The following is a 25,086-nucleotide window of genomic DNA, read 5'->3' on the forward strand; positions in this document are numbered from 1 at the left end:
TATGGCGACCATGCCATGAGCGGGCATCTCCCTGAAAGATCGTTTCATGAACCGGGATCAGGCCAGGCCCCGGCATCCTTGACCGAGCTGTAGACGAAGATCGATTCGATCGAGGTGATCCCCTCGATATCGTGCAGGCGGTTGCGGACGAAATCCTCATACGCCGCAAGGTCGGCCACCATCGCCCGCAGCAGATAGTCGGATTTGCCGGTGACCAGATGGCATTCCACCACCTCGTCGATCACGCCGATCCGGCGTTCGAAGCCGTCCACCACCGCCCGGTTGTGCCGGTCCAGGCGGATATGGACGAAGGCGGTGAGGCCGAGCCCGAAGGCCTTGGCATCGACCCGGGCGCCATAGCCGCGGATGACGCCGGTCTCTTCCAGCGCGCGCACCCGGCGCAGACAGGGAGAGGGCGACAATGCCACCCGGTCGGCCAGCTCCAGATTGGTGATCCGCCCCTCGGTCTGGAGGATGCGGACGATCTGCCGGTCCTTGTCGTCCATGGCGCTGCCTCTTTCCTGGCATATATGACCCGAATCCTGCCAATCAGGGGCGAAGATGGCAATCAAATGCCTTTAGCGAAGGTGCATCATGCCTCAAGAGACAGAGGGAGACGCCCCATGACCACCTCGCGCAGCTTTTCGACCCGTGCCATCCATTCGGGCTATGATCCGGCCGCCAATGACGGGGCGTTGACCCCGCCGCTTCATCTCACCTCCACCTTCGTGTTCGAGACCGCCGAGGCGGGTGGCGAGATGTTTGCCGGCACCCGCCCCGGCCATGTCTATTCCCGCATCTCCAACCCCACCCTCGACCTGCTGGAGCGCCGGATGGCCGATCTGGAAGGGGCGGAGGCGGGGTTGGCGCTGGCTTCGGGCATGGGGGCGATCACCGCCACGCTCTGGACCCTGGTTTCGCCGGGCGACGAGGTGATCGTCGACCGCACGCTCTATGGCTGTACCTTCGCCTTCATGCGCCACGGGTTGGCGCGTTTCGGCGTCACCATCACCCATGTCGACCTGACCGACCCCGAAAACCTTGCCGCGGCCGTCGGCCCGCGCACCCGGGTGGGGTATTTCGAAACCCCGGCCAATCCCAACATGCGGCTGGTCGACATCCGCCGCGTGTCGGAAATCGCTCGTGCCGCCGGCGCCGTGACCGTGGTCGACAACACCTATGCCACGCCCCGTCTCACCCGGCCGATCGAGCTTGGCGCCGATCTGGTGGTGCATTCGGCGACCAAATATCTGGGCGGCCATGGCGATCTGGTGGCGGGGCTGGTGGTCGGCGATGCCGAAACCATCGGCCGGATCCGGCTGGAGGGGCTGAAGGACATGACCGGCGCGGTGATGGCGCCGTTCAACGCCATGCTGATCCTGCGCGGGCTCAAGACCCTGTCGCTGCGTATGGAGCGCCATTCGGCGAGCGCGCTTGCGGTGGCGCAGATGCTGAATGCCCATCCGGCCGTGGCGTCGGTCTGGTATCCGGGACTGGCGGATTTCCCGCAGCACGATCTGGCCCGGCGCCAGATGGCGCTGCCGGGCGGGATGATCGCCTTCGAACTGACCGGCGGGCTTGCGGCCGGGCGCGAGACCATGAACCGGCTGGGGCTGATCGGCCGGGCGGTGTCGCTGGGCGATGCCGAAAGCCTGATCCAGCACCCGGCCTCGATGACCCATTCGACCTACACGCCCGAGGAACGGGCCGCCTATGGCATTTCCGACGGGCTGATCCGGCTTTCGGTGGGCCTGGAGGATCCTGAGGACCTGCTGGAGGATCTGGAGCAGGCCCTGCCACGGCCGGCGCTGCGGCAGCAGAGCGCCTGAGGCTGCGGATCACTCAGGTTGTATAGGCAAGCTGGCGGCTCCTCCGGGGGCCGCCAGCTGTTTTGTCAGTAGCTGCTCTCCAGCCGGTAGCGGGTGCCGGGGTAGAGCAGGCGCACCGCCGTCACCACAAGGGGGCCCGACCAGGTCCGTCGGCGGACCATCAGACAGGGCTCGGTACGGGCGATGGCGAGCAGGCGGCATTCCCAGGCCTTGGGCAGGATCGCCTCGACCGACTGCTCGGTGCGGGTGATGGGCGCAAGTGCCGTCAGATAGGCGTTGGGCGTGGTGCCCCGGAAGTTCTGGGCCAGATAGTCGGGCGCCACCGCCGGGTTGACGAAGCGGTCCTCGATCTGGATCGGCACATCGTCCTCGCGATGGACGATCACGGTGTGGAAGACCTCGGCCCCCATCGCCACCTCCAGCGCGTCGGCAAGGTCCGGGCCGCAATTTTCCGCCTGGCTCAAGGTGATGGCGACCGTGTGGGCCGCGCCGCGCTCGGCGATTTCATCGGCGATGTTGCGCACGCCCAGAAAAGGTGCGCTGCGCTTGGCGGGCGCCACGAAGGATCCCTTGCCCTGAATGCGCAGGATCACGCCTTCCGCCGCCAGCTCGCGGAGGGCGCGATGCGCGGTCATCCGGCTCACCCCCATCTCCTCGACCAGCTCGTTCTCCGACGGCACCCGGTGATTGGGCGGCCAGTCGCCGCTGGCGATGCGCGATTTGATCCGCGCCTTCAGCTGCTCGTAAAGCGGCAGCTCGCGCAGCCCGTCTTCGCCGGCCGGGGGCGGCCGCGTCGCCTCGATCTGGACGCCGATCTGGGTCATGGGGGCTGCCTGTATGGTGTGCATGCGGGAAGTTGCATGTTTTTCGACCATACAGGATTGCGTCCCTTCGGGAAATGGGCCATCTTGCATATACAACTTGCCTGTGGCGCCCCGGGGAACGACGGGGGGCGCGCAGGCCAAAGCGCCCCCCCGGCCCGGCGGTCCCTGTCCGTGCGGCCCGGCGAGGAGGCGACGACCGAAGATCCTGACCGGGTACGCCAAGCAATAAAGGGAACGCACGGTGTCGAATTTCACCTTCACCACGCTCAAGCTCGCGCTCGCCACCACGGCCGCCGTGTTCGCGGTCTCCACCGGCAGCGCCCAGGCCTCGTATTGCGGGGACGGCAAGACCGTCACCTTTGCCGGCATCGACTGGGAAAGCGGTGCCTTCATCACCGAGGTGATGAAGACCATCCTGTCCGAAGGCTATGGCTGCGCCGTGGATGCGATCCCCGGCAATTCGGTGACGCTGGAACAGGCGACCGCCAATAACGACGTCCAGATCTTCGCCGAGGAATGGATCGGCCGCAGCGACGTCTGGAACAACGCCGCCGCCGCCGGCCAGGTGGTCTCGGTCGGCAAGACCTTCGTCGGCGCCAGCGAGGGCTGGTATGTCCCGGCCTATATGGTCAAGGGCGACACCACCCGCGGCATCGCCCCCACCGCGCCCAAGCTGGAGACGGTGGAGCAGCTCAAGGATCCGGCGATCGTGAAGCTGTTCACCGACCCGGAGGAGCCGTCCAAGGGCCGCTTCCTGAACTGCCCCTCGGGCTGGACCTGCGAGGGCGTCAACACCGCCAAGCTCCAGGCCTACAAGCTCACCGACGACTATGTGAATTTCCGCCCCGGCACCGGCACCGCGCTGGATGCGGCGATCTCGGCCGCCTATCTGCGCGGCGAGCCGATCCTGTTCTACTACTGGACGCCGACCGCGATCATGGGCAAGTACGATCTGGTCCAGCTGAAGGAACCGGCCTATGACGAGGCCTGCTGGACCGAGCTGACCAGCGCCACCGGCAAGCGCGACCGCGGCTGCGCCTTCCCGGCGGTCGAGGTCGCCTATGGCCTGAACGCCGATTTCGCCAAGGCGGCGCCCGAGATCGTCGAGATGCTGGAGAAGGCGACCTTCCCCCTGGCCGAGGTGAATGCCAGCCTCGCCTACATGGTCGACGAAAAGGCCGATGCCGAGGCTGCCGCGAAGCGCTTCCTGGCGACCAAGGGCGATGTCTGGGGCGGCTGGGTTCCGGCCGAGGCCCGGGCGAAGATCGAGGCGGCGGTGAAGGAGGCGGCGGTGAAGTAAGGGGCCGCGCCTCGCCCGCAGCCTCCATCCCTGCCTCTCGCACGGTCCGCCGCCGGCCCCCGCCCGGCGGCGGGGCCGCGCCATCCTCCGCTTCACCCGCGGCAAGGAAGCCAGCCCATGTTCCCTGAGTCCCTGCACATCTCCATTCGCGGGCCGATCAACGACTTCGTCCGGATGCTGGTGGTCGATTACGGCTTCGTGTTCAAGGCCGTGTCGAACGTCATCCTCCAGGGCATCCTGGTCATCGAGCAGATCCTGCGCGGCCTGCCCTGGTGGGTGGTGTTCCTGGTGTTCACGGGGCTCGCCTGGCAGGCGACCCGCCGGATCGCACCGACGGTGATGATCGCCGCGATGCTGCTGGTCGTGGGCGTGCTCGGGCTCTGGGACCTGACCATGCAGACGCTCGCCCTGATGCTGATGGCGACCCTGGTCTCGGTGGTCATCGGCATCCCCGTCGGCATCTGGGTCGCCAAAAGCCGGATCATGCGCGGCATCACCCTGCCGGTGCTCGACGTGATGCAGACCATGCCGAGCTTCGTCTATCTGATCCCGGCGATCATGCTTTTCGGCCTGGGCAAGGTACCGGCCGTGTTGGCCACGATCATCTATGCCGTGCCGCCGCTGATCCGCCTCACCGATCTGGGCATCCGTCAGGTCGACCGCGAGGTGATCGAAGCGGCGCAGGCCTTCGGCGGCAGCCCGCGCCAGATCCTGTTCGGGGTGGAACTGCCGCTGGCCACGCCGACCATCATGGCCGGCCTCAACCAGACGATCATGATGGCCCTGTCGATGGTGGTGGTCGCCTCGATGATCGGTGCCCGCGGCCTGGGCGAGCAGGTGCTGAACGGCATCCAGACGCTCGATGTCGGCAAGGGGCTGGAAGCCGGGCTCGGCATCGTGATCCTGGCCATCGTGCTCGACCGCATCACCCAGGGCTTCGGCCGGCCGCGCAACGAGGACGCCCGTCATGGCTGAGATCGAGATCCGCAATGTCTACAAGATCTTCGGCCGCGATACCGGCACCGCGCTCCGGCTTGCGAAGGACGGGCTCGACAAGGCCGAGGTGCTGGCCCGCACCGGCTGCAGCGTCGGCCTCGACGATGTCAGCCTGACGATCGGTGCCGGCCGGATCTTCGTGATCATGGGGCTGTCGGGCTCGGGCAAGTCGACGCTGGTCCGCCACATCAACCGGCTGATCGAGCCCACCGCCGGCGAGGTCCGCTTCGACGGCCGCAACATCCTGGATCTGGGGGCGAAGGCGCTCAGGGATTTCCGCACCCACCGGGTCAGCATGGTGTTCCAGAGCTTCGGGCTGATGCCGCATCGCACCGTGCTGCAGAACGTCGTCTATGGCCAGCGGGTGCGCGGCTTGTCGCGCGCCGAGGCCCGGCCGATCGGCATGCAGTGGATCGAGGCGGTCGGTCTCTCGGGCTATGAAGACAAATATCCGCACCAGCTGTCGGGCGGCATGAAGCAGCGCGTCGGCCTTGCCCGGGCGCTGGCCGCCGATACCGACGTGATCCTGATGGACGAGGCCTTCTCGGCGCTGGATCCGCTGATCCGCACCGACATGCAGGACCAGCTGCTTCAGCTGCAGCAGAATCTCGCCAAGACCATCGTCTTCATCACCCATGATCTGGACGAGGCGCTGCGCATCGGTTCTGAGATCGCGATTCTGAAGGATGGCCGCCTGGTCCAGGTCGGCAGCCCCGACGAGATCCTGTCTAATCCCGCCAACGACTATGTCGCCCGTTTCGTCCAGCGCCGGACCGGAGGTGGACATGACTGATCCCATGCAGGATCCGGCCGCGCCGGACGGCTTTCTTTCGGGGGACGTGACCGCGGAGGCGCTCGTGCAGGCGAACCGCATCATCCTCGACCGCGTCCTCGGCTGGCGCGATCTCGCCTCCATTGCCGAAGGGGCCGGGCTGGAGCTGTCGCCTGCCGCCTGGGCGCGGATCGAGGCGGCGCGCCGGGTGGTCGACGCCCTTGTCGACCGCGGCATCCGCGGCTATGGCATCAACACCGGTGTCGGCGCGCTCTGCGACGTGATCATCGACCGCTCCGGCCAGCAGAGCCTGTCGCGCAACATCCTGTTCAGCCATGCCTGCGGCGTGGGCGAACCTTTGGGTGAGGCCGAGACCCGGGCGATCATGGCGGCCCAGATCGCCAATTTCGCCCATGGTTACTCGGGCGTGCGGCCGCAGACGGTCGCGGCACTGCTGGCGCTGCTCAATGCCAACATCCTGCCGGTGATCCCGTCGCGCGGCTCGGTCGGCTATCTGACCCATGCGGCCCAGATCGGGCTGGTGCTGATCGGCCATGGCACGGCCCGCCAGGGGGCCGAGCTGCTGACCGGCCGCGAGGCGCTGGCCAGGATCGGGCTGGAGCCGCTGGTGCTGGAGGCCAAGGAAGGTCTCAGCCTGGTCAACGGCACACCCTGTGCCACCGGCCTCGCCTGTCTGGCGCTCTCCCGCATGGACCGGGCGATGGACTGGGCGGATGCCGCGGCGACGCTGGCTTACGAGAATCTGGGCGCCCAGGCGGGGGCCTTCGCGCCGGCACCGCTGGCGCTGCGCACCTCCCCGGGCCTGCAGACCGTCGGCGCCAGGCTCGATGCCTGGCTTGCCGGCAGCGAGCTGCTGGCCGCCGCCGCCGGCAGCCGCACCCAGGATCCGCTCAGCCTGCGCGCCGTCCCCCAGATCCATGGTGCGGTGCGCGACCAGGTGGAGCAGCTGGCGGTGGTGGTCGATCGGGAGCTTGCCAGCGTCACCGACAACCCGGCGGTGTCGGGCACACCCGAGGCACCCGAGGTGCATTCCCAGGCGCATGCCGTGGGTGCGGCGCTGGGTCTTGCCATGGACGGGCTGGCGGTGGCGGCGGCAGAGCTTGCCGCGATTTCGGAACGCCGGGTCGACCGGCTGGTCAACCCGCTGGTCAGCCGGCTGCCGGCCTTTCTGGCCGGCGACAGCGGGGTATGTTCGGGCTTCATGATCGCCCAGTACACCGCCGCGGCGCTGGCTGCCGAATGCCGGCGGCTCGCCGCCCCGGCCAGCCTGGATGGTGGCATCACCTCGGCGCTTCAGGAAGACATCCTGACCCATGCCACCCCGGCCGCGGGCAAGGCGCTGGCGGTGCTCGACAATCTTGAGCGCATCCTGGCGATCGAGCTGCTGGCCGCAGCCCAGGCCTATGATCTGCAACCCCCGGCCCTCGCCCGGGCGCCGCGCACCGACGCGCTCTATCGCCGCATCCGGGCGCGCGTGGCCCCCTATGCCGACGACCGGCCGCTCAACGGCGATTTCGCCGCCCTGCATACCATCCTCAGGACCACCCGTCCCTGACGGCGATGTCCGCCTTTCAGCCCCTGCCGCCCCCAGACCGACCCGGCCTACACTTCGCCCGAGGAGCACATCCGATGAGCAATCCGCGCCACAACATCCGCGAGATCAGGGCGCCGCGCGGACCTGAGATCAGCGCCCGGAGCTGGCTGACCGAGGCCCCGCTCCGCATGCTGATGAACAACCTCGATCCGGACGTCGCCGAGAACCCCAACGAGCTGGTGGTCTATGGCGGCATCGGCCGCGCCGCCCGCACCTGGGAAGATTTCGACCGGATCGCGACCACGCTGCGCACGCTTTCGGATGACGAAACCCTGCTGGTTCAGTCAGGCAAGCCGGTGGGCGTGTTCCGCACCCACAAGGACGCGCCCCGGGTGCTGATCGCCAATTCCAACCTGGTGCCGCATTGGGCGACCTGGGACCATTTCAACGAGCTGGACCGCAAGGGCCTGGCCATGTACGGCCAGATGACCGCCGGATCCTGGATCTATATCGGCACCCAGGGCATAGTTCAGGGCACCTACGAGACCTTCGTCGAGGCCGGCCGCCAGCATTATGACGGCAATCTGAAGGGCCGCTGGATCCTGACCGGCGGGCTCGGCGGCATGGGCGGCGCCCAGCCGCTGGCGGCGGTGATGGCCGGCGCCTGTTGCCTGGCGGTGGAGTGCAACCCCGACTCGATCGATTTCCGCCTCCGCACCCGCTATCTGGATGCGAAGACGGAATCGCTCGACGAAGCGCTGGAGATGATCCGGGTCTGGACCGAGGCCGGCGAGGCGAAATCGGTCGGTCTGCTCGGCAATGCCGCCGAGATTCTGCCCGAACTGGTCCGCCGCGGCGTCCGCCCCGATATCGTCACCGACCAGACCTCGGCCCATGATCCGATCAACGGCTATCTGCCGATCGGCTGGAACATCGCCGAATGGCGGGCGAAGCGAGAAAGCGATCCCAAGGCGGTGGAAGCGGCGGCACGGGCCTCGATGAAGGTCCATGTCCAGGCGATGCTCGACTTCTGGAACCAGGGCGTGCCGACCCTCGACTATGGCAACAACATCCGCCAGGTCGCGAAGGATGAGGGGCTGGAAAACGCCTTCGCCTTCCCGGGCTTCGTGCCGGCCTATATCCGCCCGCTCTTCTGCCGCGGCGTCGGCCCGTTCCGCTGGGCAGCGCTCTCCGGGGATCCGGAAGACATCTACAAGACCGATGCCAAGGTGAAGGAACTGCTGCCCGACAACGCGCATCTCCACCGCTGGCTGGACATGGCGCGGGAACGGATCTCCTTCCAGGGCCTGCCGGCGCGGATCTGCTGGGTCGGCCTGGGCGATCGTCACCGCCTTGGTCTCGCCTTCAACGAGATGGTCGCGAAGGGCGAGCTGAAGGCACCGGTGGTGATCGGCCGCGACCATCTGGATTCGGGGTCGGTCGCCAGCCCCAACCGCGAGACCGAGGCGATGAAGGACGGCTCGGATGCGGTGTCGGACTGGCCGCTGCTGAACGCCCTGCTCAACTGCGCGAGCGGCGCCACCTGGGTCAGCCTCCATCATGGTGGCGGCGTGGGTATGGGCTTTTCGCAGCATTCGGGTATGGTCGTCGTCTGTGACGGCACCGAGGATGCTGCGCGCCGGGTGGAGCGGGTTCTGTGGAACGACCCTGCGACCGGCGTGATGCGCCATGCCGATGCCGGCTATGACATCGCGCTCGACTGCGCCCGCGAACAGGGGCTGCGTCTGCCCGCGATCCTGGGGAACTGAGACCGGCCGCCGGCGGCCGGGCAAGACGGAGGAACGGTCATGGCCCCGATGCGTCTGCTGCCTGCGGTCGGACATCGGCGCATGCCCTGGAAGAACGGCGGCGGCGAGACCGTGGAAATCGCGATCTCGCCCGCCGATGCCGGGCTCGACGGCTTCGATTGGCGGTTGAGCATGGCGACCGTCGCCATCGACGGCCCGTTCTCGGTCTTCCCCGGCATCGACCGGTCGCTTGCGGTGATCCGGGGCGCGGGGATGGAGTTGTCGGTGGCAGGGGTGGGCAGCTGCAGCCTGGACCCCGCCGCCGAGCCCTTCGCCTTCCCCGCCGATCAGCCCACCACCGCCCGGCTGATCGACGGACCGATCACCGATCTCAACCTGATGACCCGGCGGGCGGGGTTCGTCCACGAAATGGAGCGGATGCGGGTCGCCGGCCCCGTCGATCTGGCCGTGGTGTCCGAGGTCGTGCTGCTGCTGTGCGTCAGCGGCCAGGTCGGCGTGCAGATCCGGGGTGAAACGGTCGATCTTGCACCGCTCGACGCCCTGCTGATCGACCGCCGCGGCCTGGCCGAGGCCGGCGGGGTCGATGGCGAGGGTCTGCTGATGGTCTGTCGGATCCGCGAGCGCATGCCGGCCTGAGGTGCGGGGGTTGCCCGGCGCAGGTGAAACCTCCTGACAGGTTTCTGTCACCTCCCATGGCAGGATGCCGGTTCCAGTACCACCGAACCGCGCCCGGATGCCATGACCGACACCGCCGCCCGACCTGATCTCAAAGAGCCGGCCCTCAAAGAAATCTTCGACCGTGCCCGGATCGAGGCGATCGCCGGTCATCTCGCCGATCTCTCGCCCGCCTTCGATCGTGCGCGCTTTCTTGAGGCGGCGCTGCGTGACCTCGACGATCTGGCCCTGATGGCCCGGCTCGGTCAGGTCAGCGGGGCGATCCATGCGGCACTCGACCTGCCGGTTGAGCGGGCGCTCGATGTGCTGCGCGACCTGGCGCCGCGCATGGGATCGGGCTTCGCGACCCTGATCCTGCCCGACTGGGTGGCGCGGTTTGCCTCCGACGACACGGATCGGGCGCTGGATGCACTCGCCTTCTTCACCCGGTTCGGCTCGTCGGAATTCGGCATCCGCCCCTTCATCCGCCGCGACCCGGCCCATGTGCTGGGGGTGATGACCGGCTGGACCGCCGACGCATCCGAACATGTCCGCCGCCTGGCGAGCGAGGGGGCCAGGCCGCGCCTGCCCTGGTCCTTCCGGCTGGAGGCGGTGGTCGCCGATCCGGCGCTGACCTGGCCGATCCTCGACCGGCTGAAGACCGATCCCGCGATCTATGTCCGCCGCTCGGTCGCCAACCACCTGAACGACGTCTCGAAGGACCATCCCGACTGGCTGCTGGATCGGCTTGCCGGCTGGGACCGGGATCGTCCGCATATCGCCTGGATCATCCGCCACGGCCTGCGCAGCCGGATCAAGGCCGGCGATGCGCGGGCGCTGGCGCTGGTCGGTGCCGACCGGCCCGCAGAGCTGCGGGTAGAGGCGGCGGCGATCACCCCGGCCAGGATCCGCCCGGGCGATCGCATCACCCTTGCCGTCGATCTGGTCTCCACCGCGGCGGTGCCGCAACGGCTGGTGATCGACTATGCCATCGGCTATGTCCGCCCGACCGGCATTTCCCGGAAGGTCTTCAAGCTTCGCACCGTCGATCTCGGCCCGGGCGAGCGGCTGCAACTCTCCCGCTCCCAGGTGATCCGCGACTTTTCCACCCGCCGCCATCATCCGGGCCATCATGCGGTGGAGCTGCTGGTCAATGGCGCGGTGCTGGCGGTGACCGGCTTCGACCTTGGAAGCTAGCGGCTCAGCCGCTCGATCAATGCCATGGCGGCTGCCGGATTGGCGGGTTTGAAGCCCGAAATGACATAGAGGAAGACGTCGCGTGGCGTGGGCGTCGCAGGCGGCTGTTCCACCATCGTCAGGCCCTCGGGCGTGGTCCCGGCGGCGATGGCACGGGCGCGGGTGGCCCAGAGGTCAAGCTCCTCCGGCGTATAGCCGGTCTCCGCGTCCTCATGCGTGCCCATGATCCGAAGACAGGCGAAGTCGGCGGTGGGGTCGGCGATCTGCGGATGCTCCGAATCGCCTGCGATCACGATCGCCACACCGCGGGTCCGGGCCAGGGTGATCAGCTTCGGAACCGCGAAGCTCTGATGGCGAAGCTCCACCGCATGGCGGAGGCGCAGGCCGTTGCGCTCCGGCGGCAGCAGGTCGAGGAAGGCTTCGAAATCCTCGGGCAGGAAGGCCTTGGTGGGCATGAACTGCCAGTTGATCGGCCCCAGTTTGGGGCCGAGCGCCACCGCACCTTCAAGAAAACGTTCCACGGACGCCCCGGCCTCCGCCAGCACCCGGCGATTGGTGGTGAAACGCGGCCCCTTGAGGGCGAAGACGAAATCCTCGGGCGTCTCCTCACGCCAGCGGGCGAAGATCTCGGGCTTTTGCGTGCGGTAATAGGTGCCGTTGACCTCGATCGAACTGAGCCGGCCGGCGGCATATTCCAGCTCGCGCTTATGGGGCAGCCCGTCGGGATAGAAGCGGCCGCGCCAGGGCTCGAAGGTCCAGCCGCCGATGCCGATACGGATGGTGCCGGTCATAAGATCCACCAGGTTGAGGGGGGGAAGGCCCGGGTGCGGCGTCCATCATCGCCCGCATGTGTCCTTTGCGCAAAGTGCATAAAGATAGCTCACCTACCTAATGATAATCTGACTCCCATGCTCATCATCGGGGGTCGGTATGATGTCTCTCGCCGTTGAAGGCTGGCCGGCGCGGCTCGGGCTCGACCGGGCCGGGCTCTTCCAGGCGGTGCGCCTTGCCGCCGCCGCCCTGATCGCCTTCTCCATCGCGGCCCTGCTGCATGTTCAGAACGCCTATTGGGCGGCAATGCCGGTCTGGGTGGTCGCCCAGTCCGCGCGCGGCCTGCTGATCGAGCGCGGCATCTTTCGCATCCTCGGCACCCTGATGGGGGCGGGCTTCGGGCTGGCAGCGGTCACGTTTGCGGGGGATCCCCTGCCGACGCTGGTCGCTCTCGGGCTCTGGATGGCCGCCGGCGCCGGTGCCACGCGGCTGATCCGCGGCACGGCGTCCTATGCGCCGCTGATGGCCGGCATGACCGCGGCCGTGGTGGTGCTGCCCTCGCTCTTTGCGCCGGATCAGTCGATCGCGCTCGCCATGGCGCGGGTGGAATGCACGCTGATCGGCGTGGTGGTGGTGACCCTGGTGACCGGCCTCTTCACGCCGCCCGCGCGGCGTGCGGATTTCCTCGACGGGCTCGACCGTCTGGTCGGGGCCGTGCGGGATTTCTCCGGTCTCTGCCGTAAGGATGTGGCCGAGACCGAGCTGGCTGCGGCGGAACATCGTCTGCTCGCACGCATGGCCCGGCTCGATGCCCTGACGGCGCCGGTGACGGCGGGCTCGGCAGAGGGCTATCGCCGGCGCCGCCATGTCGATGCGCTGATCTTCGCCTGTCTCGACGTGATGGCGGCGGCCGAAAGCCGGCGCCTTGGCGGGGATGGCGGCAGGCATCCCGATGCGGCCGAGATCCGGCTCGAGGTGGCCCGCCGGCGGCTGGCGGGGGCGCTGCCCGACACGGCCCTGCGGACATCCGACCTGCCGATGCTCGGCGCCGATCGCGACTGGCGGGGCGCCTGGCGCATGGGGGCGGTCGCGGGCGGCGCCAGTTTTCTTGCCGGTGCCGCAGGTCTTGCCACCGGCTGGCCGGCGGCAGAGCTTGCGGCGCTTGGGGTCTGCATCTTTTCGATGGTGCTGGGATCGATGCCGCTGCCGCAGAAGGTGGCGCCGCTGATGTTCCTGGGGGTGGTCAGCGGCGTCGCGCTCGCGACCGGCTATCGCTTGCTGGTTCAGCCATATCTGGACGGCACGGCCATGCTGATCCTGACCATGGCGCCGATCTTCTTGATCAGCGGGCTTGGGCGCGCCTCGACCCGCACCGCCCTGCCGGCGCTGGATGCCAATATGTGCTTCCTGCTCGCCTCTCAGGCCGGCATGCCGGCGGCCGGGGCGCCCGAGATCCTGGCGGGCTCCGCCGCCCTGATCCTCGGGGCGGCGCTGGTGGCGGGGACCTGCATCGCCCTGCCGCGCCGGCCCGAGGGTCAGGCGGCGCGGGTTGCGGCCCTGCTGCGCGACGATCTGCGCCGGCTGATCACCGGCCCTGCGACCGAAGCGGCGGCTGCCCGCCATGCGGCGCGGAGCACCCGCGGCATTCTGCGGCTGATGCTGCATCTGGGCCGGGCCGGCGGCACGGCCGCCTTGCCCGGGCGGCCGCTCGCCGTCCTGGTGCTGGCCCGTGCGGTGGCGATGCTGGCCGCCCACCCCGAAGGCCGGCCGGGGCTTGCGGCGCTGGCGGGCTTCGCCCAGGATCCCGCAGGCACCGCGCGTGAGTTGGAGGCCCTGTCCGCAGCGGCTGCGGATCCCGATCTCGGGCGGTCGCTTCTGCTTGCGGCCGCGGCGCTGAAGGCGGGCGGCAGGATCCTGGGGCCGGTCGGGAAGGGAGTGGCATGACGGACGAGGCCCGAACCACTGACGACGGCACCGCCACCGACGACGCCACCATCGGCCGGCCGGGCCGGATGGAGCGCTTCGGCATGCATCTGGTGCTGATTGCCCGGCTCTATCGCCGGCTGCTGGATCAGGCGCTGCACGGTCACGGCCTGTCCGAGGCCAGGGCCTTGCCGCTTCGCTATCTGGCGCGGCTGGGCGACGGCACCCGTCAGGGCCGGCTGGCCGAGGTGATGAACCTGGAGGGCCCGACCCTGGTTCGGGTGATCGACCAGCTGGTCGCCGACGGCCATGTCGAGCGGGTGGAGGACAGCGACGACCGCCGGGCCCGGCTCGTCCGCCTGACGCCGGCCGGGCGGGAACTGGCGGAACGGCTCGGCGGCGACCTCACCACGCTGCGCGAAAGCATCTTCCGGGGCGTTGCCGATGCCGATCTCGCGGTCACGCTCAAGGTCATGGCGCAGGTGGAGGCCAATCTCCGCGATGCGGCACCGGGTCGCATGCGTGCCCCGTAGGTTTCCCAGTCAGGCGGCGTAAAAAGGGGTGATGACGTCGCCTGATGGAGTACCCGTCCCATGTCCGCGCCCAAGCGGTTGCTGATTGCCTTCCTTGTCGTCCTGCCCGGCCTCTGGCTCGCCACCGGGCAGATCTTCCAGGCGCCTGCAGAGATTTTCGCCATCCGCCCGGCGATGATGCAGGGCACCGGCATTCTCGCGATCGGTGCGATGAGCCTGGCCCTGGTGCTGGCGATGCGGCCGGTGCGCCTTGAAGGCCTGCTCGGCGGGCTCGACAAGGGCTATCGGCTGCACAAATGGCTGGGCATCACGGCGCTGGTCGCGGCCGTCATCCATTGGCTGTGGGCCCAGGCGCCGAAATGGGCGGTGGGCTGGGGGCTGCTCGACCGGCCGGCGCGCAACCGGGTGCCGGTCGAGCCGGGCACCCTGGAAGCCACCCTGCGCAGCTGGCGCGGCTTTGCGGAAAGCGTCGGCGAATGGGCCTTCTATGCGGCGGCGGCACTTATCCTGCTGGCGCTGATCCGGCGCTTCCCCTATCGCCGGGTCTTTCAGGTCCACCGGCTGCTGGCCCTGGCCTATCTGGTGCTGGTCTTCCATGCCGCGGTGCTGTTCACCTTCGATCAGTGGGTCCAGCCGGTCGGCATCGTGGTGGCCCTGCTGCTGGCGGCCGGCACCGTCTCGGCCCTTCTGGCCCTGTTCGGCCGAATCGGGATCCGCCGGCGCGTGGCCGGCCGGGTCTCCCGCCTGGCCCATGATCCGGCCACCCATGTGCTGGAGGTCGATCTGGCCCTCTCGGGCAGCTGGCCTGGGCATCGGGCGGGGCAGTTCGCCTTCGTCACCTTCGATGCCGCCGAAGGCCCGCATCCCTTCACCATTTCCTCCGCCTGGCAGGGCGACGGACGGCTGCGCTTCCATGTCAAGGCGCTGGGGGATCATACCCGGGCCCTGCCGGCCCGGCTGACGCAGGGCGATCCGGTGACCGTCGAAGGGCCCTATGGCCGCTTCGACTTCATCGATCAACAGCCGGCCCAACTCTGGGTGGCCGGCGGCATCGGCATCACGCCGTTCCTTGCACGGCTGGAGGCGCTGGCGGCAGCACCCGAGCGGCGGCCGGTCGATCTGGTCTATTGCGCGGCGGCGCCGGCGCCGGATGTCGTCGCCCGGCTTCAGGCGCTGGCGACGGCGGCCGGGGTGCGGCTGCATGTCCTGGCGAGCGGTCGCGACGGCCGGCTCGATGCCGGCCGTCTGGCGGGACTGGTGCCGGGCTGGCGCGAGGCCTCGATCTGGTTCTGCGGCCCGGCCGGGTTCGGCCGCAGCCTCCGTCGCGGGCTCGCCCGTCTCGGTCTTGCCCGCGGCCGCTTCCATCAGGAAGCCTTCGAGATGCGCTGATCCTGTCGGGGTGTGTCTGGCGCCAGATGCCGGGCGAGCATGGTGACCAGTTCGTCATGCAGCGCCCGGGGCAGGCGGTCATGTCCGTCGGCGAGGGCACCGTGGACGACGGCCTCGATGCTCCGCTCCACCAGCACGGCGAGAATGACGGGATCCCGGCCGGGGGCCAGGGGCAGGGTGGCGATCCAGCGGGCGACATGGCCGGTGATCGTGGCCGAGACGTCCCTGATCCGGGCCATGTCGCCGATCCGCGGCACCTGTTCGTTCAGCACCCGGTGCAGGGCCGGGTGCAGCCGGTGGGCATCGGTCGCGGCCGCGACGATCATCGCCACCGCCTCGGCCGGCGGCCTGCCGGCAAGCCGCGGTGCCAGATCGTCGAACACCCGGATCAGGGCCGCGGCGTGGCGGTCGATCAGCGCGGCGACCACCGCTTCCTTGGACGGGAAATACTGATAGAGCGAGCCGATGCCCACGCCTGCCGCCTCGGCGATGCGGGTGGTGGTGGCACGGTCGAAGCCGTCGCGGATCAGAATGTGAGCGGCGCCGTCCAGGATCGTCTCGACGGTGGCGCGCGATCGGGCCTGAACCGGCCGTTTCCGCGGGCTTGTGGCGGGGGGGACAGGCGGCATCGGCGGGGCTCCGGATGCGAATTCAGAAACCGAAGGAATCTTCGTATTCTGAAGGCGACCGATCAAGCCCCCCGATGAACGAGGTGTTCCGATGAAGCCGGCCGTGTTCTCGATTGCCCAGGAACTCGCGACACTGGTGCCGGGCGGCGACTTTCGCCTGCTCGATCATCATCTGGCCGACGGGCCGGTGATGGCCGGGGTGATCCGGATCGATGCAGGCAGCGTGAAGGGCTTCTGGGAACGCCATGACGGCGGCGACGAAATCCTGGTGATCCTGGCCGGCCGCGCCACTTTTACCATCAGTACGGGCGTGGAAGACATGCAGCTGGAGGTCGGGCCCGGCGATGTCCTCTGTGTGCCCAGGGCCATGACCCACGGCGCGGTCCTGCACACGCCCGCCCTCGACATCCTGTTCTTCACCCCCCGCGACGGCAGCAGTGCCTGGACCGATGATCCGTCGGTCACGCCCCGTCATTGATGCCGACGATCCGTCGGTCACGCCCCGTCATTGAGGCCGGCGGCTGCGGCCGCAAGCCAGCTGCGCACGGCCGGATCCTCGGCAAGGCCGATTGCCCGGGCATAGGCGGCGCGCGCCGATGCGGCATCGCCCGACGCCGCCAGCAGATGGGCCCGAAGCGCCCAGGCGGGCTGATAGGTCTCAAGCCCGGCGACGGCGTCGAGGGCATGAAGGCCGTGCATCGGGCCCGCCGTTCCGGCCAGGGCGGCGGCATGGCCGACGGCGGCCCCTGCGGATGGGGCGATCGCCATCAGGGCACTATAGAGGGCCAGTCGGATGTCGGGGCCGGGTTGCGGCCGCCCGGCGGGGTCGGCGCGTGCGTTATGGGCGGATTGGATCGCCGCCTCCAGCTGATAGCGGCCGGGGCGCCCCAGGGCTGCGGCCGCGGCCAGCTGGGCTTCGGCCTCGGCGATCAGATCGGCCCGCCAGAGCGTGGTGTCCTGAAGATCGATCGGGACATAGCGGCCGGCGGCGTCGCGCCTTGCCGGGCGGCGTGCCTCGCAATGGGCCATCAGGGCCAGAAGACCGCGCGCCTCGGCCGCGGACGGCATCAGCTCCACCAGCAGCCGGCCCAGCCACAGGGCCTCGCCGGTCAGGTCGGCGCCGCGGGTATCGCCGCCGGCCACCATCTCCCAGCCGGTGCCGAAGGCGGCGTAGACGGCATCCAGCACATGGCTCAGCCGTTCCGGCAGATCCTGCGGCTCGGGCAGCTGAAAGCCGATGCCGGCGCTCCGGATCCGCGCCTTGGCCCTGACCAGCCGCTGCCCCATGGTGGCGGGTGCCACCAGAAAGGCCGATCCGATCCGGGCGGCATCCAGCCCCAGCACCGCCTGCAGCATCAACGGCGCGCGCATCTCGGGGGCGATCGCGGGATGGGCGCAGACGAACAGCAGGGCCAGGCGGTCGTCGGGCAGGGGCCGCGCCGCCATCGCCGCATCCTCCGCCTCCCCCGCCAGCAGGGTCAGGGCCGGTTCGGCCGCCCGGCGCACGGCCCCATGGCGCAGGGCATGGGTGATCCGGCGGCGGGCGACCGTGGCGAGCCAGGCCTCCGGCGCGTGCGGCACACCCTGCCGGGGCCAGAGGTCGAGCGCGATCCGGAAGGCATCGGCCACGGCATCCTCTGCCGCGGCCAGGTCGCGGAACCGTGCGGCCAGGAAGGCGACGAGGCGGGCACGGGACTGCCGTGCCGCCGCCTCGACCGCCCTGTGTGCCGCGTCGGGGCCGGTCACGCCGCGCCCCCGGGTTCCTGCGCCGAGGGCATCACCGGCCTCAGCTCAATGGCACCCTCGGCCGCCGCGGGGCAGCGGGCGGCCCAGTCGAGGGCCGTGTCCAGATCCGGCACCTCGATCACGAAATAGCCGGCGAGCCGCTCCTTGGTGTCGGCAAACGGGCCGTCCTGCACCTCGCGGCGCCCGTCCGTGATCCGCAGCGTCGTCGCCGTCTCGGGCGGCAGCAGCCCGTGGCCTTCCAGCATGATGCCCGAGGCGCGGATCGCCTCGACATAGGCACCCCAGCCGCCCCAATAGTCCCCGGCCCGGGCCGGATCCTTCTGCTTCGCATGGGCTTCGGCGGTTTCGTAGATCACCATCATGTACTGCATCGTTCGCATCCCTCATCTGCGGACGGCACGCCGTGCCCGCACCCCGCGGGCCGCTCTTCCCCGTCCGGAATGATGAGCCCCGGGCCATGGCGATTTCGACAGCGATGCCGTGCGGCCCGACATTTTTTTGAGGCGGGGATGTCCGGTGCCGACCCCACCCGCGGGCCGACGACTTGACACCCGATACAACCACAGATCAGAATCACCTCCCATGAAGGTCCGCCTCTCGCTCCTGACGGGGGAGGGCGGTGTAAAAGGGAACATGGGCACGGGCGCTGTGCGCCCGGGAGCCATGGCTGCCCCCGCAACTGTAGGCGGAGAGTTCGTCGCCCGCCCGGGACCTGAGGTTCCGGGCTGTCAGGCCACTGGGCAACCGGGAAGGCCGGCGACGGATGGTGACCCGCAAGCCAGGAAACCTGCCTTCGCATCTGACAGGGCCACTCTCCGAACGGGGTGTTCGGACGGGGGCGGGGTCCCCGGAACCTGCCGGGATTTCTCCGAAGGCCTTGCCGCACGTGGCCAACGCCTTCGGAGGATCGGCCCTTGCATATTATGGAAGGTTATCTGCCGGCGACCCATGCCGCCCTCTGGGCGGCGGTCTCGGCCCCCTTCGTCATTCACGGTGCCCGCCGCATCACCCGGCTGGTCCGCGAAACGCCGGAAGTGAAGCTGCTGCTGGCGGCATCCGGCGCCTATGTCTTCGTGCTCTCGGCGCTGAAACTGCCCTCGGTGACCGGCAGCTGTTCCCATCCGACCGGAACGGGGCTGGCCGCCACCCTGTTCGGGCCCACGGTCACCACCGTGCTCGGCACCATCGTGCTGCTGTTTCAGGCCCTGCTGCTCGCCCATGGCGGGCTCACCACCCTTGGCGCCAACGTATTCTCCATGGCGATCGCCGGGCCCTTCGTGGCCTGGGGGCTGTTCCACGGCCTCACCCGCATGGGGGCCGGGGCCGCACTCGCGATCTTCTTTGCGGCGACGCTCGGCGATCTTGCCACCTATGTGGTGACCTCGCTGCAACTGGCGCTCGCCTTCCCCGATCCGACCGGTGGCATCGCCGGGGCGGCATCGAAGTTCCTGGGCATTTTCGCCCTCACCCAGGTGCCGCTGGCGATCAGCGAGGGGCTGCTGACCGTGGTGGTGTTCAACATGCTCGGCCGCTACAGCCGCTCGGAACTGAAGGCGCTGGATCTGTTCCGCGGGCGGGTGGCGTCATGATGAAGCGCAATCTGGTTCTGCTCGCCCTGGTCGTGATGCTGGCGATCGCGCCGCTGCTGATCCATCCGCCCGGCACGGCGGAATTCGCCGGGGCCGACGGTCAGGCGGAACTGGTGATCGGCGAGATCGCGCCGGACTATGTGCCCTGGTTCCAACCGCTGTGGGAGCCGCCGAGCGGCGAGATCGAAAGCCTGCTCTTCGCCCTTCAGGCGGCGATCGGCGCCGGTCTGCTCGGCTATTATTTCGGCCTGCGCCGTGGCCGCCGCGAGGCGGATCCGGCCGCGGACGAGGCGGCGCCGGCACGTGCCGACGGACCCCGCGCCTGATGCGGGCCATCGATCGTGCCGCGCAGACCAACCGCTGGCGCAGACGACCGGCTGCCGAAAAGGCCCTGATCTTCATCGGGCTGATGCTGGTCTCGCTCATCGCGGCCGGCTGGATCGGCCAGATCGTGATCCTGATGCTGGTCCTCTGCCTGGTGCTGGGGGCGGCACAGGTGGCGCCGCGGGATCTGCGCGCCGCGGCCGTGGTGCCGGCCGGTTTCATCCTGGCCGGTACTGCGGTGCAGATGATCACGCTGCATTGGGCGCAGGGGCCGGTGGTTGGAATCGCCGGGCCCGAGGTGCTGTCTGCTGCCGCCTTCACCGGCCTCAGAAGCATCACCTGCGTCGCCTGTCTGATCGGGCTTGCGTTGACCACGCCGCTCACCTCGCTGCTGCAGATGGTTCAGCGTCGCGGGCTCGCCCCCGACATCTCGGATCTGGCGATGATGATGTTCCGCATCGTCTGGCTGGTGCTGGACTGTCTTGAGACGGGGCAGCGTGCCCAGGCGGCCCGGCTGGGACATGCCGGCTGGGGCCGGCAGATCCGCTCGGGCGGGCGGCTGCTTGCGGGGCTTCTGCCCCGGGTGCTGGATCGGGCGCAGCGGATGAATGCCGGGCTGGCGGTGCGCGGCTATGACGGCCGCCTGCGCTTTGCCGGCACCGAGGCGGTTGCGGCCCCGGCGCGGCTTGCCGTGCTTGCCTGTGGTCTGGTGCTTGCTGCGGCCGGGGCGGTCTGGATCGGCTGATGCTCGAAGCCCGCGGTCTGGTCCATCATTATCCGGGCGGCGTCACGGCGCTCGACCATGTCGATCTGGCGATCCCGGCCGGCGGCCGGCTGGCCATTCTGGGCGCCAATGGCGCCGGCAAATCCACCCTGCTGCTGGCGCTGGCCGGGGCGATCCGCACCGATCAGGGGCAGGTCGTGCTGGACGGCACCCCGGTCACCCACGACCGCAAGGGCCTGACCCGGCTGCGGCACCGTGTCGGTCTGGTGTTTCAGGACCCGGATGATCAGCTCTTTGCGGCGACCGTCGCCGAGGATGTGAGCTTCGGGCCGCTCAATCTGGGGCTGACGGCAGCCGAGGCCGGGGAGCGCACGGCCGAGGCGCTGGCGATGATGGGCGTCGCCCACCTCGCCGACCGGGCCACCCATATGCTCAGCTTCGGCCAGCGCAAGCGGGTCGCGATCGCGGGGCTGCTCGCCATGCGTCCCGGCATTCTGCTGCTCGACGAGCCGACGGCAGGGCTGGATCCGGCGGGGGTGGACGAGCTGATGCAGCGCCTGGATGCGGTGGCGGGCACTGGGACCGCCGTGGTCATCGCCACCCATGACATGGATCTGGCCAATGGCTGGGCCGACCGTGTCGCCGTTTTCGGCCGTGGCCGGATCGTCCTGGACGGGGCGCCCGACACGGTTTTCGAAGACGAGGTGCTGCTGTCGGGGCTGGGGCTGCGCCTGCCGATGCTGCGCCGTCTGGCCTCTGCCCTGGCATCCCGCGGACTCTTGCCGGCCGGGCCCCTGCCGCGGCGGCTGGAGGATCTGGTGGCGGCACTACCGCCATTGCGATAACCGGGGCGCCATTGCGATAACCGGGGCCGGGTGCCCACCCGGCCTTCGTCAGCCCGAAGCCTTCAGCCGGCGGTGAAGCGTGGCGCGGTGAATGCCCAGCACACGGGCGGCTGCGCTGATATTGCCCCCGGTCCCCGCCAGGGCGCGGAAGACCGCCTCATCGGTCAGGGCGCGGAGGGAGGCGGGGGCCGGCGACGCCGAAACCGCCGGCGTGACCAAAGAGGCCTGAGACGGCTGTGCCGGGGCCCCGGCCCCGGCCATGGGGGCGGTGAGGTTGGTGGGGTTGGGTTTTGCCTCTGCCCGGATGTCTTCCGGCAGGTCTTCCGCCTCGATCACCGCTCCGTCATCCGCCAGCGCGACCAGGGTGCGCAGGAGGTTGGCGAGCTCGCGCAGATTGCCGGGCCAGCCGTGGCCGATCAGCCGGCGGCGGGTCTCGTCCGACAGGCGAACGGCGCGTGTGGCGGCCCCGGTGGCGGCGAAGACGGCGTCGACGATGCCGTCCAGCGGCCGGCGGTCGCGCAGCGGCGTCAGGGTCACCGACAGATGGTTCAGGCGGTAATAGAGGTCGCTGCGGAAGCGCCCTTCGGCCACGGCCGTCTTCAGGTCCTGATGGGTGGCGGCGACCAGCCGGAAATCGACCTTGACCGGCTTGCCGGCACCCAGCGGCAGGACCTCGCCATCCTGAAGCACCCTCAGCAGCCGCGCCTGCAGGCCAAGCGGCATGTCGCCGATTTCGTCCAGAAACAGGATGCCGCCCTCGGCCTGGCGGATGCGGCCGGTGGAGCCGCGCCGCCGGGCGCCGGTGAAGGCGCCGTCCTCGTAGCCGAACAGCTCGCTTTCCAGCAGACCTTCCGGAATGGCGGCGCAGTTCACGGCGACCAGGGGTCGGTCGGCCAGGCTGGACCGGCGGTGCAGCGCGCGCACGAAGACCTCTTTGCCGGTACCGGTTTCCCCCTGCAGCAGCACCGGGATATCGGCATCTGCGGCCCGCACGGCGCGGGCGAGCAGGGCATCGGTGCCGCTGTCCCACACCATGCCGCCGCGAACGGTCACGGCCTGGGCCTCGGCGACGGGGCCAGGCGTCGGGCGGCGGCGCGGTGCCGCGGGGGCGGGGCGCGAGACGCGCAGATGCATCGGCACGCCGCCGGCACGGGTGTGCAGAAGCCGGGCCTCGCCGGTCATCGCCCCGTCGAACAGGGCTTCCCAGTCGGTCTCGCCGATCGTCGAGGCATCGACGCCGAGCAGGCCGAGGGCGATGCGGTTGGCCGCGGTCAGCCGCCCGTCGCGGAAGGCCAGCAGCCCCTCATGCGGCGTGCCGAGCCAGGAGGGGTGGGAATGCAGCCGCACCAGCAGATCGGCGCCGTCGGCCTCGGCGGCCTGCATCGCCCAGCGATGCTCCAGATTGGCGACCGCCAGGCGGATCAGGGTCCGGGCATGGGTCTGCGGGCGGCGGGCATCGGCCGACAGGTCGAACAGCCCGGCGATCCGCCCGGACGGATCGAAGACCGGCATGGCGGTGCAGACCAGGAAGCGGTTCTCGTCCAGATAATGCTCCGCCCCGTCGACCTCCACCAGGCCGCCTTCGGCCAGCGCCGTGCCGACCGCATTGGTGCCTTCATGTTCTTCCGACCAGCAGGCGCCCGGCTGCAGGAACACCCGGCGGGCCCGGCCGGCGAAGCCGTCATCGCCGCGGGCATCCAGGATCAGGCCGCGGGAATCGGTCAGGATCGCCACGCCGCGCGCATCCGCCATGGCATGGGCGAGCAGGTCGAGTTCGGGGGTGGCAAGGCGCAGCAGGTCGTGATTGCGCTCCCGCTGGCGGCGCAACGCCGCCAGGCCGAGCGGATCCTGTCGCGCCGGCCGGTTCATCGCCAGCCCGCGAGAGGCGCAGCGTTGCCAGGACCGGCCGATCACCTCGGGCACGGATCCGTCAGGCAGGTGGCCGGCATCGCGGAACTGGCCGCGGACGCCGGTGAGCGTCTGCATCTGCAGCCCGGACTGCTGGGACATCCGGTCGTTCTCCCCGCGGCGCCCCTTGATGTTCATCGACCGTCGGTTATGGCTGTGGCCGCCGTCACCCCGGTCCCGGTTGCGGCGGCGGGCGCCTGCCTTGCCGCAACACTATCCTTCCAGAATGCCCCGGCGGCGGCAGTTGTGCAAGGGATGCAAGGGTTTGCGCATCAGGATGGCGGCCCGGGGACGCAGCGGCATTGCGGCCTTTTGCGACAGCTGTCGCACAACTGTCGCGTCTTGCGACAGGCGGGCGACGGCGCCCGCTGTCGAAGGGGCCGTCCACCCGGCGCTGTGCCGCGGTTTCCGGGGGGAAACATCAACTGGCACGGCCTTTGCCAATAGATCCGTCGGAATGGTGTCGGGCGTCCCTACCCGCCATTTCCCCCACCGCGTCAGCATATCCCTCGCGGATGCGGTGCTTAACTTGCGGGGGCGGTGTTCCCGTGCGCCGCCCCCGTCATCGTCTCCGGACTGCCGGATCCTGATACGCCCCGGGGCAGCGGGCGTGCGGTTCCGCCCGGAACGCGCTATGCTGATCGTGTTGCGCCACCTGCGCGATCATCTCTCTTTCCAGACCATCCACAACGAGACCCCCCGCCGGCTGCGTCCGCGTGAAGGGGGGCGGACAAACCGTCCGGACGTCTCACCGATGGAGGAAACGCGAAGATGTCTCTGCCGAACACGATGAAGGCGGCCGTGGTGCGCGCTTTCGGCCAGCCGCTGGTCATAGACGAGGTTCCCGTGCCGCGCCCGGATCCCGGGCAGGTCCTGATCAAGGTCGTGGCCTCGGGTGTCTGCCATACCGATCTTCATGCGGCCGAGGGCGACTGGCCGGTGAAGCCGGAACCGCCCTTCATCCCCGGCCATGAAGGCGTGGGCTATGTCGCCGCCGTGGGCGCCGGGGTGCGGTCGGTGAAAGAGGGTGACCGGGTGGGCGTGCCCTGGCTGCACACCGCCTGCGGCCATTGCGAGCACTGCATCACCGGCTGGGAAACCCTCTGCGGCGATCAGCAGAACACCGGCTATTCCGTCGACGGCGGCTTTGCCGACTATGTGCTTGCCGACCCGGCCTATGTCGGCCACCTGCCCCAGGCGCTGGGCTTCGAGGCGGCGGCCCCGATCCTGTGTGCCGGCGTCACCGTCTACAAGGGCATCAAGGAGACCGAGGCCCGGCCCGGCCAGTGGCTGGTGGTCTCGGGCGTCGGCGGCCTCGGTCACCTGGCCGTGCAATACGGCAAGGCGATGGGGCTGCATGTGGCGGCGGTCGATATCGGGGATGAAAAGCTGGCACTCGCCCGCCGGCTGGGCGCCGATGTGGCGCTGGATGCCCGCGACCCCGAGGTCGTGCAGAAGATGATCACCGAGACCGAGGGCGGCGCCCATGGCGTGCTGGTCACCGCGGTTTCCGAGAAGGCCTTCGCCCAGGCCGCCGACATGCTCCGCCGCCGCGGCATCATGGCGCTTTGCGGCCTGCCGCCCGGCACCTTCCCGATCTCGATCTTCAACATGGTGCTCAACCGTCGCACCATCCGCGGCTCGATCGTCGGCACCCGTGCCGATCTGGCCGAATGCCTCACCTTCGCCGGCGAGGGCAAGGTGGCGGCGACCTATTCGACCGCGCGGCTGGAAGACGTCAACGACGTCTTCGATCGCATGCGGGCCGGCAAAATCGAAGGCCGGGTCGTGCTTAAGATCTGAGACCTG

At 69.5% G+C, this 25,086-nt stretch carries 24 protein-coding genes and 1 riboswitch; of the genes, 17 read left to right on the forward strand and 7 right to left on the reverse strand.

Annotated elements, in window-relative coordinates:
- Positions 1 to 44 precede the first annotated feature (44 nt).
- Complete coding sequence (locus tag CMO28_RS14515) at positions 45 to 506, reverse strand: Lrp/AsnC family transcriptional regulator (RefSeq protein WP_296714638.1); 462 nt, start codon at positions 504 to 506, stop codon at positions 45 to 47.
- A gap of 117 nt (positions 507 to 623) precedes the next feature.
- On the opposite strand from CMO28_RS14515, the gene CMO28_RS14520 reads away from it, so the two are divergent.
- On the forward strand, positions 624 to 1,829 hold the full coding sequence (locus CMO28_RS14520) for a methionine gamma-lyase (RefSeq protein ID WP_296714640.1): 1,206 nt from the start codon (positions 624 to 626) through the stop codon (positions 1,827 to 1,829).
- A 65-nt stretch (positions 1,830 to 1,894) separates the two neighbouring features.
- On the opposite strand, the gene hutC is transcribed toward CMO28_RS14520, so the two are convergent.
- A complete protein-coding gene (gene hutC, locus CMO28_RS14525; RefSeq protein WP_296714643.1) occupies positions 1,895 to 2,653 on the reverse strand; it encodes a histidine utilization repressor in 759 nt (252 codons plus the stop codon).
- Positions 2,654 to 2,948: 295 nt separating this feature from the next.
- On the opposite strand from hutC, the gene CMO28_RS14530 reads away from it, so the two are divergent.
- From CMO28_RS14530 to CMO28_RS14560, 7 genes are all read left to right on the forward strand, one after another.
- Positions 2,949 to 3,953, forward strand: coding sequence for an ABC transporter substrate-binding protein (locus tag CMO28_RS14530; protein WP_322111363.1), 1,005 nt, complete (start codon positions 2,949 to 2,951; stop codon positions 3,951 to 3,953).
- A 117-nt stretch (positions 3,954 to 4,070) separates the two neighbouring features.
- On the forward strand, positions 4,071 to 4,928 hold the full coding sequence (locus tag CMO28_RS14535; protein WP_014746467.1) for an ABC transporter permease: 858 nt from the start codon (positions 4,071 to 4,073) through the stop codon (positions 4,926 to 4,928).
- Positions 4,921 to 5,742, forward strand: a complete 822-nt coding sequence (locus CMO28_RS14540; RefSeq protein WP_296714647.1) for a quaternary amine ABC transporter ATP-binding protein — start codon at positions 4,921 to 4,923, stop codon at positions 5,740 to 5,742. Before CMO28_RS14535 ends, CMO28_RS14540 begins: the two co-directional genes overlap by 8 nt.
- Positions 5,735 to 7,297, forward strand: coding sequence for an HAL/PAL/TAL family ammonia-lyase (locus CMO28_RS14545; protein WP_296714649.1), 1,563 nt, complete (start codon positions 5,735 to 5,737; stop codon positions 7,295 to 7,297). The genes CMO28_RS14540 and CMO28_RS14545 overlap by 8 nt, the downstream gene beginning before the upstream one ends.
- 74 nt (positions 7,298 to 7,371) lie before the next feature.
- Positions 7,372 to 9,045 carry a urocanate hydratase gene (hutU, locus tag CMO28_RS14550; protein WP_296714653.1) on the forward strand — a complete coding sequence of 558 codons (1,674 nt, stop codon included), beginning with the start codon at positions 7,372 to 7,374 and terminating at the stop codon, positions 9,043 to 9,045.
- A gap of 48 nt (positions 9,046 to 9,093) precedes the next feature.
- Positions 9,094 to 9,681, forward strand: a complete 588-nt coding sequence (locus tag CMO28_RS14555; RefSeq protein ID WP_416370973.1) for a HutD family protein — start codon at positions 9,094 to 9,096, stop codon at positions 9,679 to 9,681.
- A 102-nt stretch (positions 9,682 to 9,783) separates the two neighbouring features.
- Positions 9,784 to 10,896, forward strand: coding sequence for a DNA alkylation repair protein (locus CMO28_RS14560; RefSeq protein WP_296714657.1), 1,113 nt, complete (start codon positions 9,784 to 9,786; stop codon positions 10,894 to 10,896).
- On the opposite strand, the gene CMO28_RS14565 is transcribed toward CMO28_RS14560, so the two are convergent.
- Complete coding sequence (locus tag CMO28_RS14565) at positions 10,893 to 11,687, reverse strand: DUF72 domain-containing protein (RefSeq protein ID WP_296714659.1); 795 nt, start codon at positions 11,685 to 11,687, stop codon at positions 10,893 to 10,895. The genes CMO28_RS14560 and CMO28_RS14565 overlap by 4 nt on opposite strands.
- A 139-nt stretch (positions 11,688 to 11,826) precedes the next feature.
- Between CMO28_RS14565 and CMO28_RS14570 the strand changes: the two genes are divergently transcribed.
- The 3 genes from CMO28_RS14570 to CMO28_RS14580 are packed head-to-tail and all read left to right on the forward strand — an operon-like array spanning position 11,827 to position 15,512.
- Complete coding sequence (locus tag CMO28_RS14570; protein ID WP_296714661.1) at positions 11,827 to 13,611, forward strand: FUSC family protein; 1,785 nt, start codon at positions 11,827 to 11,829, stop codon at positions 13,609 to 13,611.
- A complete protein-coding gene (locus CMO28_RS14575) occupies positions 13,608 to 14,123 on the forward strand; it encodes a MarR family winged helix-turn-helix transcriptional regulator (RefSeq protein ID WP_296714662.1) in 516 nt (171 codons plus the stop codon). The genes CMO28_RS14570 and CMO28_RS14575 overlap by 4 nt, the downstream gene beginning before the upstream one ends.
- A 60-nt stretch (positions 14,124 to 14,183) precedes the next feature.
- The gene (locus CMO28_RS14580; RefSeq protein ID WP_296714667.1) at positions 14,184 to 15,512 is read left to right on the forward strand and encodes a ferric reductase-like transmembrane domain-containing protein; all 1,329 of its coding nucleotides are present in this window, start codon (positions 14,184 to 14,186) and stop codon (positions 15,510 to 15,512) included.
- On the opposite strand, the gene CMO28_RS14585 is transcribed toward CMO28_RS14580, so the two are convergent.
- Entirely contained in the window at positions 15,488 to 16,141 is a 654-nt protein-coding gene (locus CMO28_RS14585; protein ID WP_296714671.1) for a TetR/AcrR family transcriptional regulator, read from the reverse strand. The two genes, CMO28_RS14580 and CMO28_RS14585, sit on opposite strands and share 25 nt — an antisense overlap.
- Positions 16,142 to 16,232: 91 nt before the next feature.
- On the opposite strand from CMO28_RS14585, the gene CMO28_RS14590 reads away from it, so the two are divergent.
- Positions 16,233 to 16,619, forward strand: coding sequence for a cupin domain-containing protein (locus tag CMO28_RS14590; protein ID WP_296714673.1), 387 nt, complete (start codon positions 16,233 to 16,235; stop codon positions 16,617 to 16,619).
- A 17-nt stretch (positions 16,620 to 16,636) separates the two neighbouring features.
- Here CMO28_RS14590 and CMO28_RS14595 read toward each other — a convergent pair whose 3' ends face one another.
- Together CMO28_RS14595 and CMO28_RS14600 are read right to left on the reverse strand one after the other, a co-directional pair.
- Positions 16,637 to 17,887, reverse strand: a complete 1,251-nt coding sequence (locus CMO28_RS14595) for an RNA polymerase sigma factor (RefSeq protein WP_296714675.1) — start codon at positions 17,885 to 17,887, stop codon at positions 16,637 to 16,639.
- Complete coding sequence (locus CMO28_RS14600; RefSeq protein ID WP_296714679.1) at positions 17,884 to 18,258, reverse strand: YciI family protein; 375 nt, start codon at positions 18,256 to 18,258, stop codon at positions 17,884 to 17,886. The genes CMO28_RS14595 and CMO28_RS14600 overlap by 4 nt, the downstream gene beginning before the upstream one ends.
- Before the next feature lie 198 nt (positions 18,259 to 18,456).
- Positions 18,457 to 18,697, forward strand: a riboswitch (cobalamin riboswitch).
- Between the two features lie 104 nt (positions 18,698 to 18,801).
- Here CMO28_RS14600 and CMO28_RS14605 point away from each other — a divergent pair.
- From CMO28_RS14605 to CMO28_RS14620, 4 genes are read left to right on the forward strand one after another with little or no spacing between them, the layout of a single operon-like run.
- Positions 18,802 to 19,476 (forward strand): energy-coupling factor ABC transporter permease, encoded by a 675-nt coding sequence (locus CMO28_RS14605; RefSeq protein WP_322111356.1) that lies wholly within the window; start codon positions 18,802 to 18,804, stop codon positions 19,474 to 19,476.
- A complete protein-coding gene (locus CMO28_RS14610) occupies positions 19,473 to 19,802 on the forward strand; it encodes an energy-coupling factor ABC transporter substrate-binding protein (RefSeq protein WP_322111357.1) in 330 nt (109 codons plus the stop codon). Before CMO28_RS14605 ends, CMO28_RS14610 begins: the two co-directional genes overlap by 4 nt.
- Positions 19,802 to 20,545, forward strand: coding sequence for a cobalt ECF transporter T component CbiQ (gene cbiQ / locus CMO28_RS14615; protein WP_296714681.1), 744 nt, complete (start codon positions 19,802 to 19,804; stop codon positions 20,543 to 20,545). The genes CMO28_RS14610 and cbiQ overlap by 1 nt, the downstream gene beginning before the upstream one ends.
- On the forward strand, positions 20,545 to 21,369 hold the full coding sequence (locus CMO28_RS14620) for an energy-coupling factor ABC transporter ATP-binding protein (protein WP_296714685.1): 825 nt from the start codon (positions 20,545 to 20,547) through the stop codon (positions 21,367 to 21,369). The genes cbiQ and CMO28_RS14620 overlap by 1 nt, the downstream gene beginning before the upstream one ends.
- A 48-nt stretch (positions 21,370 to 21,417) precedes the next feature.
- On the opposite strand, the gene CMO28_RS14625 is transcribed toward CMO28_RS14620, so the two are convergent.
- Positions 21,418 to 23,379 carry a sigma-54-dependent Fis family transcriptional regulator gene (locus CMO28_RS14625; RefSeq protein ID WP_296714687.1) on the reverse strand — a complete coding sequence of 654 codons (1,962 nt, stop codon included), beginning with the start codon at positions 23,377 to 23,379 and terminating at the stop codon, positions 21,418 to 21,420.
- Positions 23,380 to 24,048: 669 nt separating this feature from the next.
- Between CMO28_RS14625 and adhP the strand changes: the two genes are divergently transcribed.
- Positions 24,049 to 25,080, forward strand: a complete 1,032-nt coding sequence (gene adhP / locus CMO28_RS14630; RefSeq protein WP_014746446.1) for an alcohol dehydrogenase AdhP — start codon at positions 24,049 to 24,051, stop codon at positions 25,078 to 25,080.
- Positions 25,081 to 25,086 lie beyond the last annotated feature (6 nt).

Origin of the sequence: Tistrella sp. (assembly GCF_002684955.1) — a bacterium.
Classification (GTDB): Bacteria; Pseudomonadota; Alphaproteobacteria; order Tistrellales; family Tistrellaceae; genus Tistrella; species Tistrella mobilis.

What these genes read in the sequence shown, in the direction of transcription:
- CMO28_RS14515 (WP_296714638.1), bottom strand. Translation starts at nt 506, where the DNA reads ATGGACGACAAGGACCGGCAGATCGTCCGCATCCTCCAGACCGAGGGG.
- CMO28_RS14520 (WP_296714640.1), top strand. Translation starts at nt 624, where the DNA reads ATGACCACCTCGCGCAGCTTTTCGACCCGTGCCATCCATTCGGGCTAT.
- hutC (WP_296714643.1), bottom strand. Translation starts at nt 2,653, where the DNA reads ATGACCCAGATCGGCGTCCAGATCGAGGCGACGCGGCCGCCCCCGGCC.
- CMO28_RS14535 (WP_014746467.1), top strand. Translation starts at nt 4,071, where the DNA reads ATGTTCCCTGAGTCCCTGCACATCTCCATTCGCGGGCCGATCAACGAC.
- CMO28_RS14540 (WP_296714647.1), top strand. Translation starts at nt 4,921, where the DNA reads ATGGCTGAGATCGAGATCCGCAATGTCTACAAGATCTTCGGCCGCGAT.
- CMO28_RS14545 (WP_296714649.1), top strand. Translation starts at nt 5,735, where the DNA reads ATGACTGATCCCATGCAGGATCCGGCCGCGCCGGACGGCTTTCTTTCG.
- hutU (WP_296714653.1), top strand. Translation starts at nt 7,372, where the DNA reads ATGAGCAATCCGCGCCACAACATCCGCGAGATCAGGGCGCCGCGCGGA.
- CMO28_RS14555 (WP_416370973.1), top strand. Translation starts at nt 9,094, where the DNA reads ATGCGTCTGCTGCCTGCGGTCGGACATCGGCGCATGCCCTGGAAGAAC.
- CMO28_RS14560 (WP_296714657.1), top strand. Translation starts at nt 9,784, where the DNA reads ATGACCGACACCGCCGCCCGACCTGATCTCAAAGAGCCGGCCCTCAAA.
- CMO28_RS14565 (WP_296714659.1), bottom strand. Translation starts at nt 11,687, where the DNA reads ATGACCGGCACCATCCGTATCGGCATCGGCGGCTGGACCTTCGAGCCC.
- CMO28_RS14570 (WP_296714661.1), top strand. Translation starts at nt 11,827, where the DNA reads ATGATGTCTCTCGCCGTTGAAGGCTGGCCGGCGCGGCTCGGGCTCGAC.
- CMO28_RS14575 (WP_296714662.1), top strand. Translation starts at nt 13,608, where the DNA reads ATGACGGACGAGGCCCGAACCACTGACGACGGCACCGCCACCGACGAC.
- CMO28_RS14580 (WP_296714667.1), top strand. Translation starts at nt 14,184, where the DNA reads ATGTCCGCGCCCAAGCGGTTGCTGATTGCCTTCCTTGTCGTCCTGCCC.
- CMO28_RS14585 (WP_296714671.1), bottom strand. Translation starts at nt 16,141, where the DNA reads ATGCCGCCTGTCCCCCCCGCCACAAGCCCGCGGAAACGGCCGGTTCAG.
- CMO28_RS14590 (WP_296714673.1), top strand. Translation starts at nt 16,233, where the DNA reads ATGAAGCCGGCCGTGTTCTCGATTGCCCAGGAACTCGCGACACTGGTG.
- CMO28_RS14600 (WP_296714679.1), bottom strand. Translation starts at nt 18,258, where the DNA reads ATGCAGTACATGATGGTGATCTACGAAACCGCCGAAGCCCATGCGAAG.
- CMO28_RS14610 (WP_322111357.1), top strand. Translation starts at nt 19,473, where the DNA reads ATGATGAAGCGCAATCTGGTTCTGCTCGCCCTGGTCGTGATGCTGGCG.
- cbiQ (WP_296714681.1), top strand. Translation starts at nt 19,802, where the DNA reads ATGCGGGCCATCGATCGTGCCGCGCAGACCAACCGCTGGCGCAGACGA.
- CMO28_RS14620 (WP_296714685.1), top strand. Translation starts at nt 20,545, where the DNA reads ATGCTCGAAGCCCGCGGTCTGGTCCATCATTATCCGGGCGGCGTCACG.
- CMO28_RS14625 (WP_296714687.1), bottom strand. Translation starts at nt 23,379, where the DNA reads ATGTCCCAGCAGTCCGGGCTGCAGATGCAGACGCTCACCGGCGTCCGC.
- adhP (WP_014746446.1), top strand. Translation starts at nt 24,049, where the DNA reads ATGTCTCTGCCGAACACGATGAAGGCGGCCGTGGTGCGCGCTTTCGGC.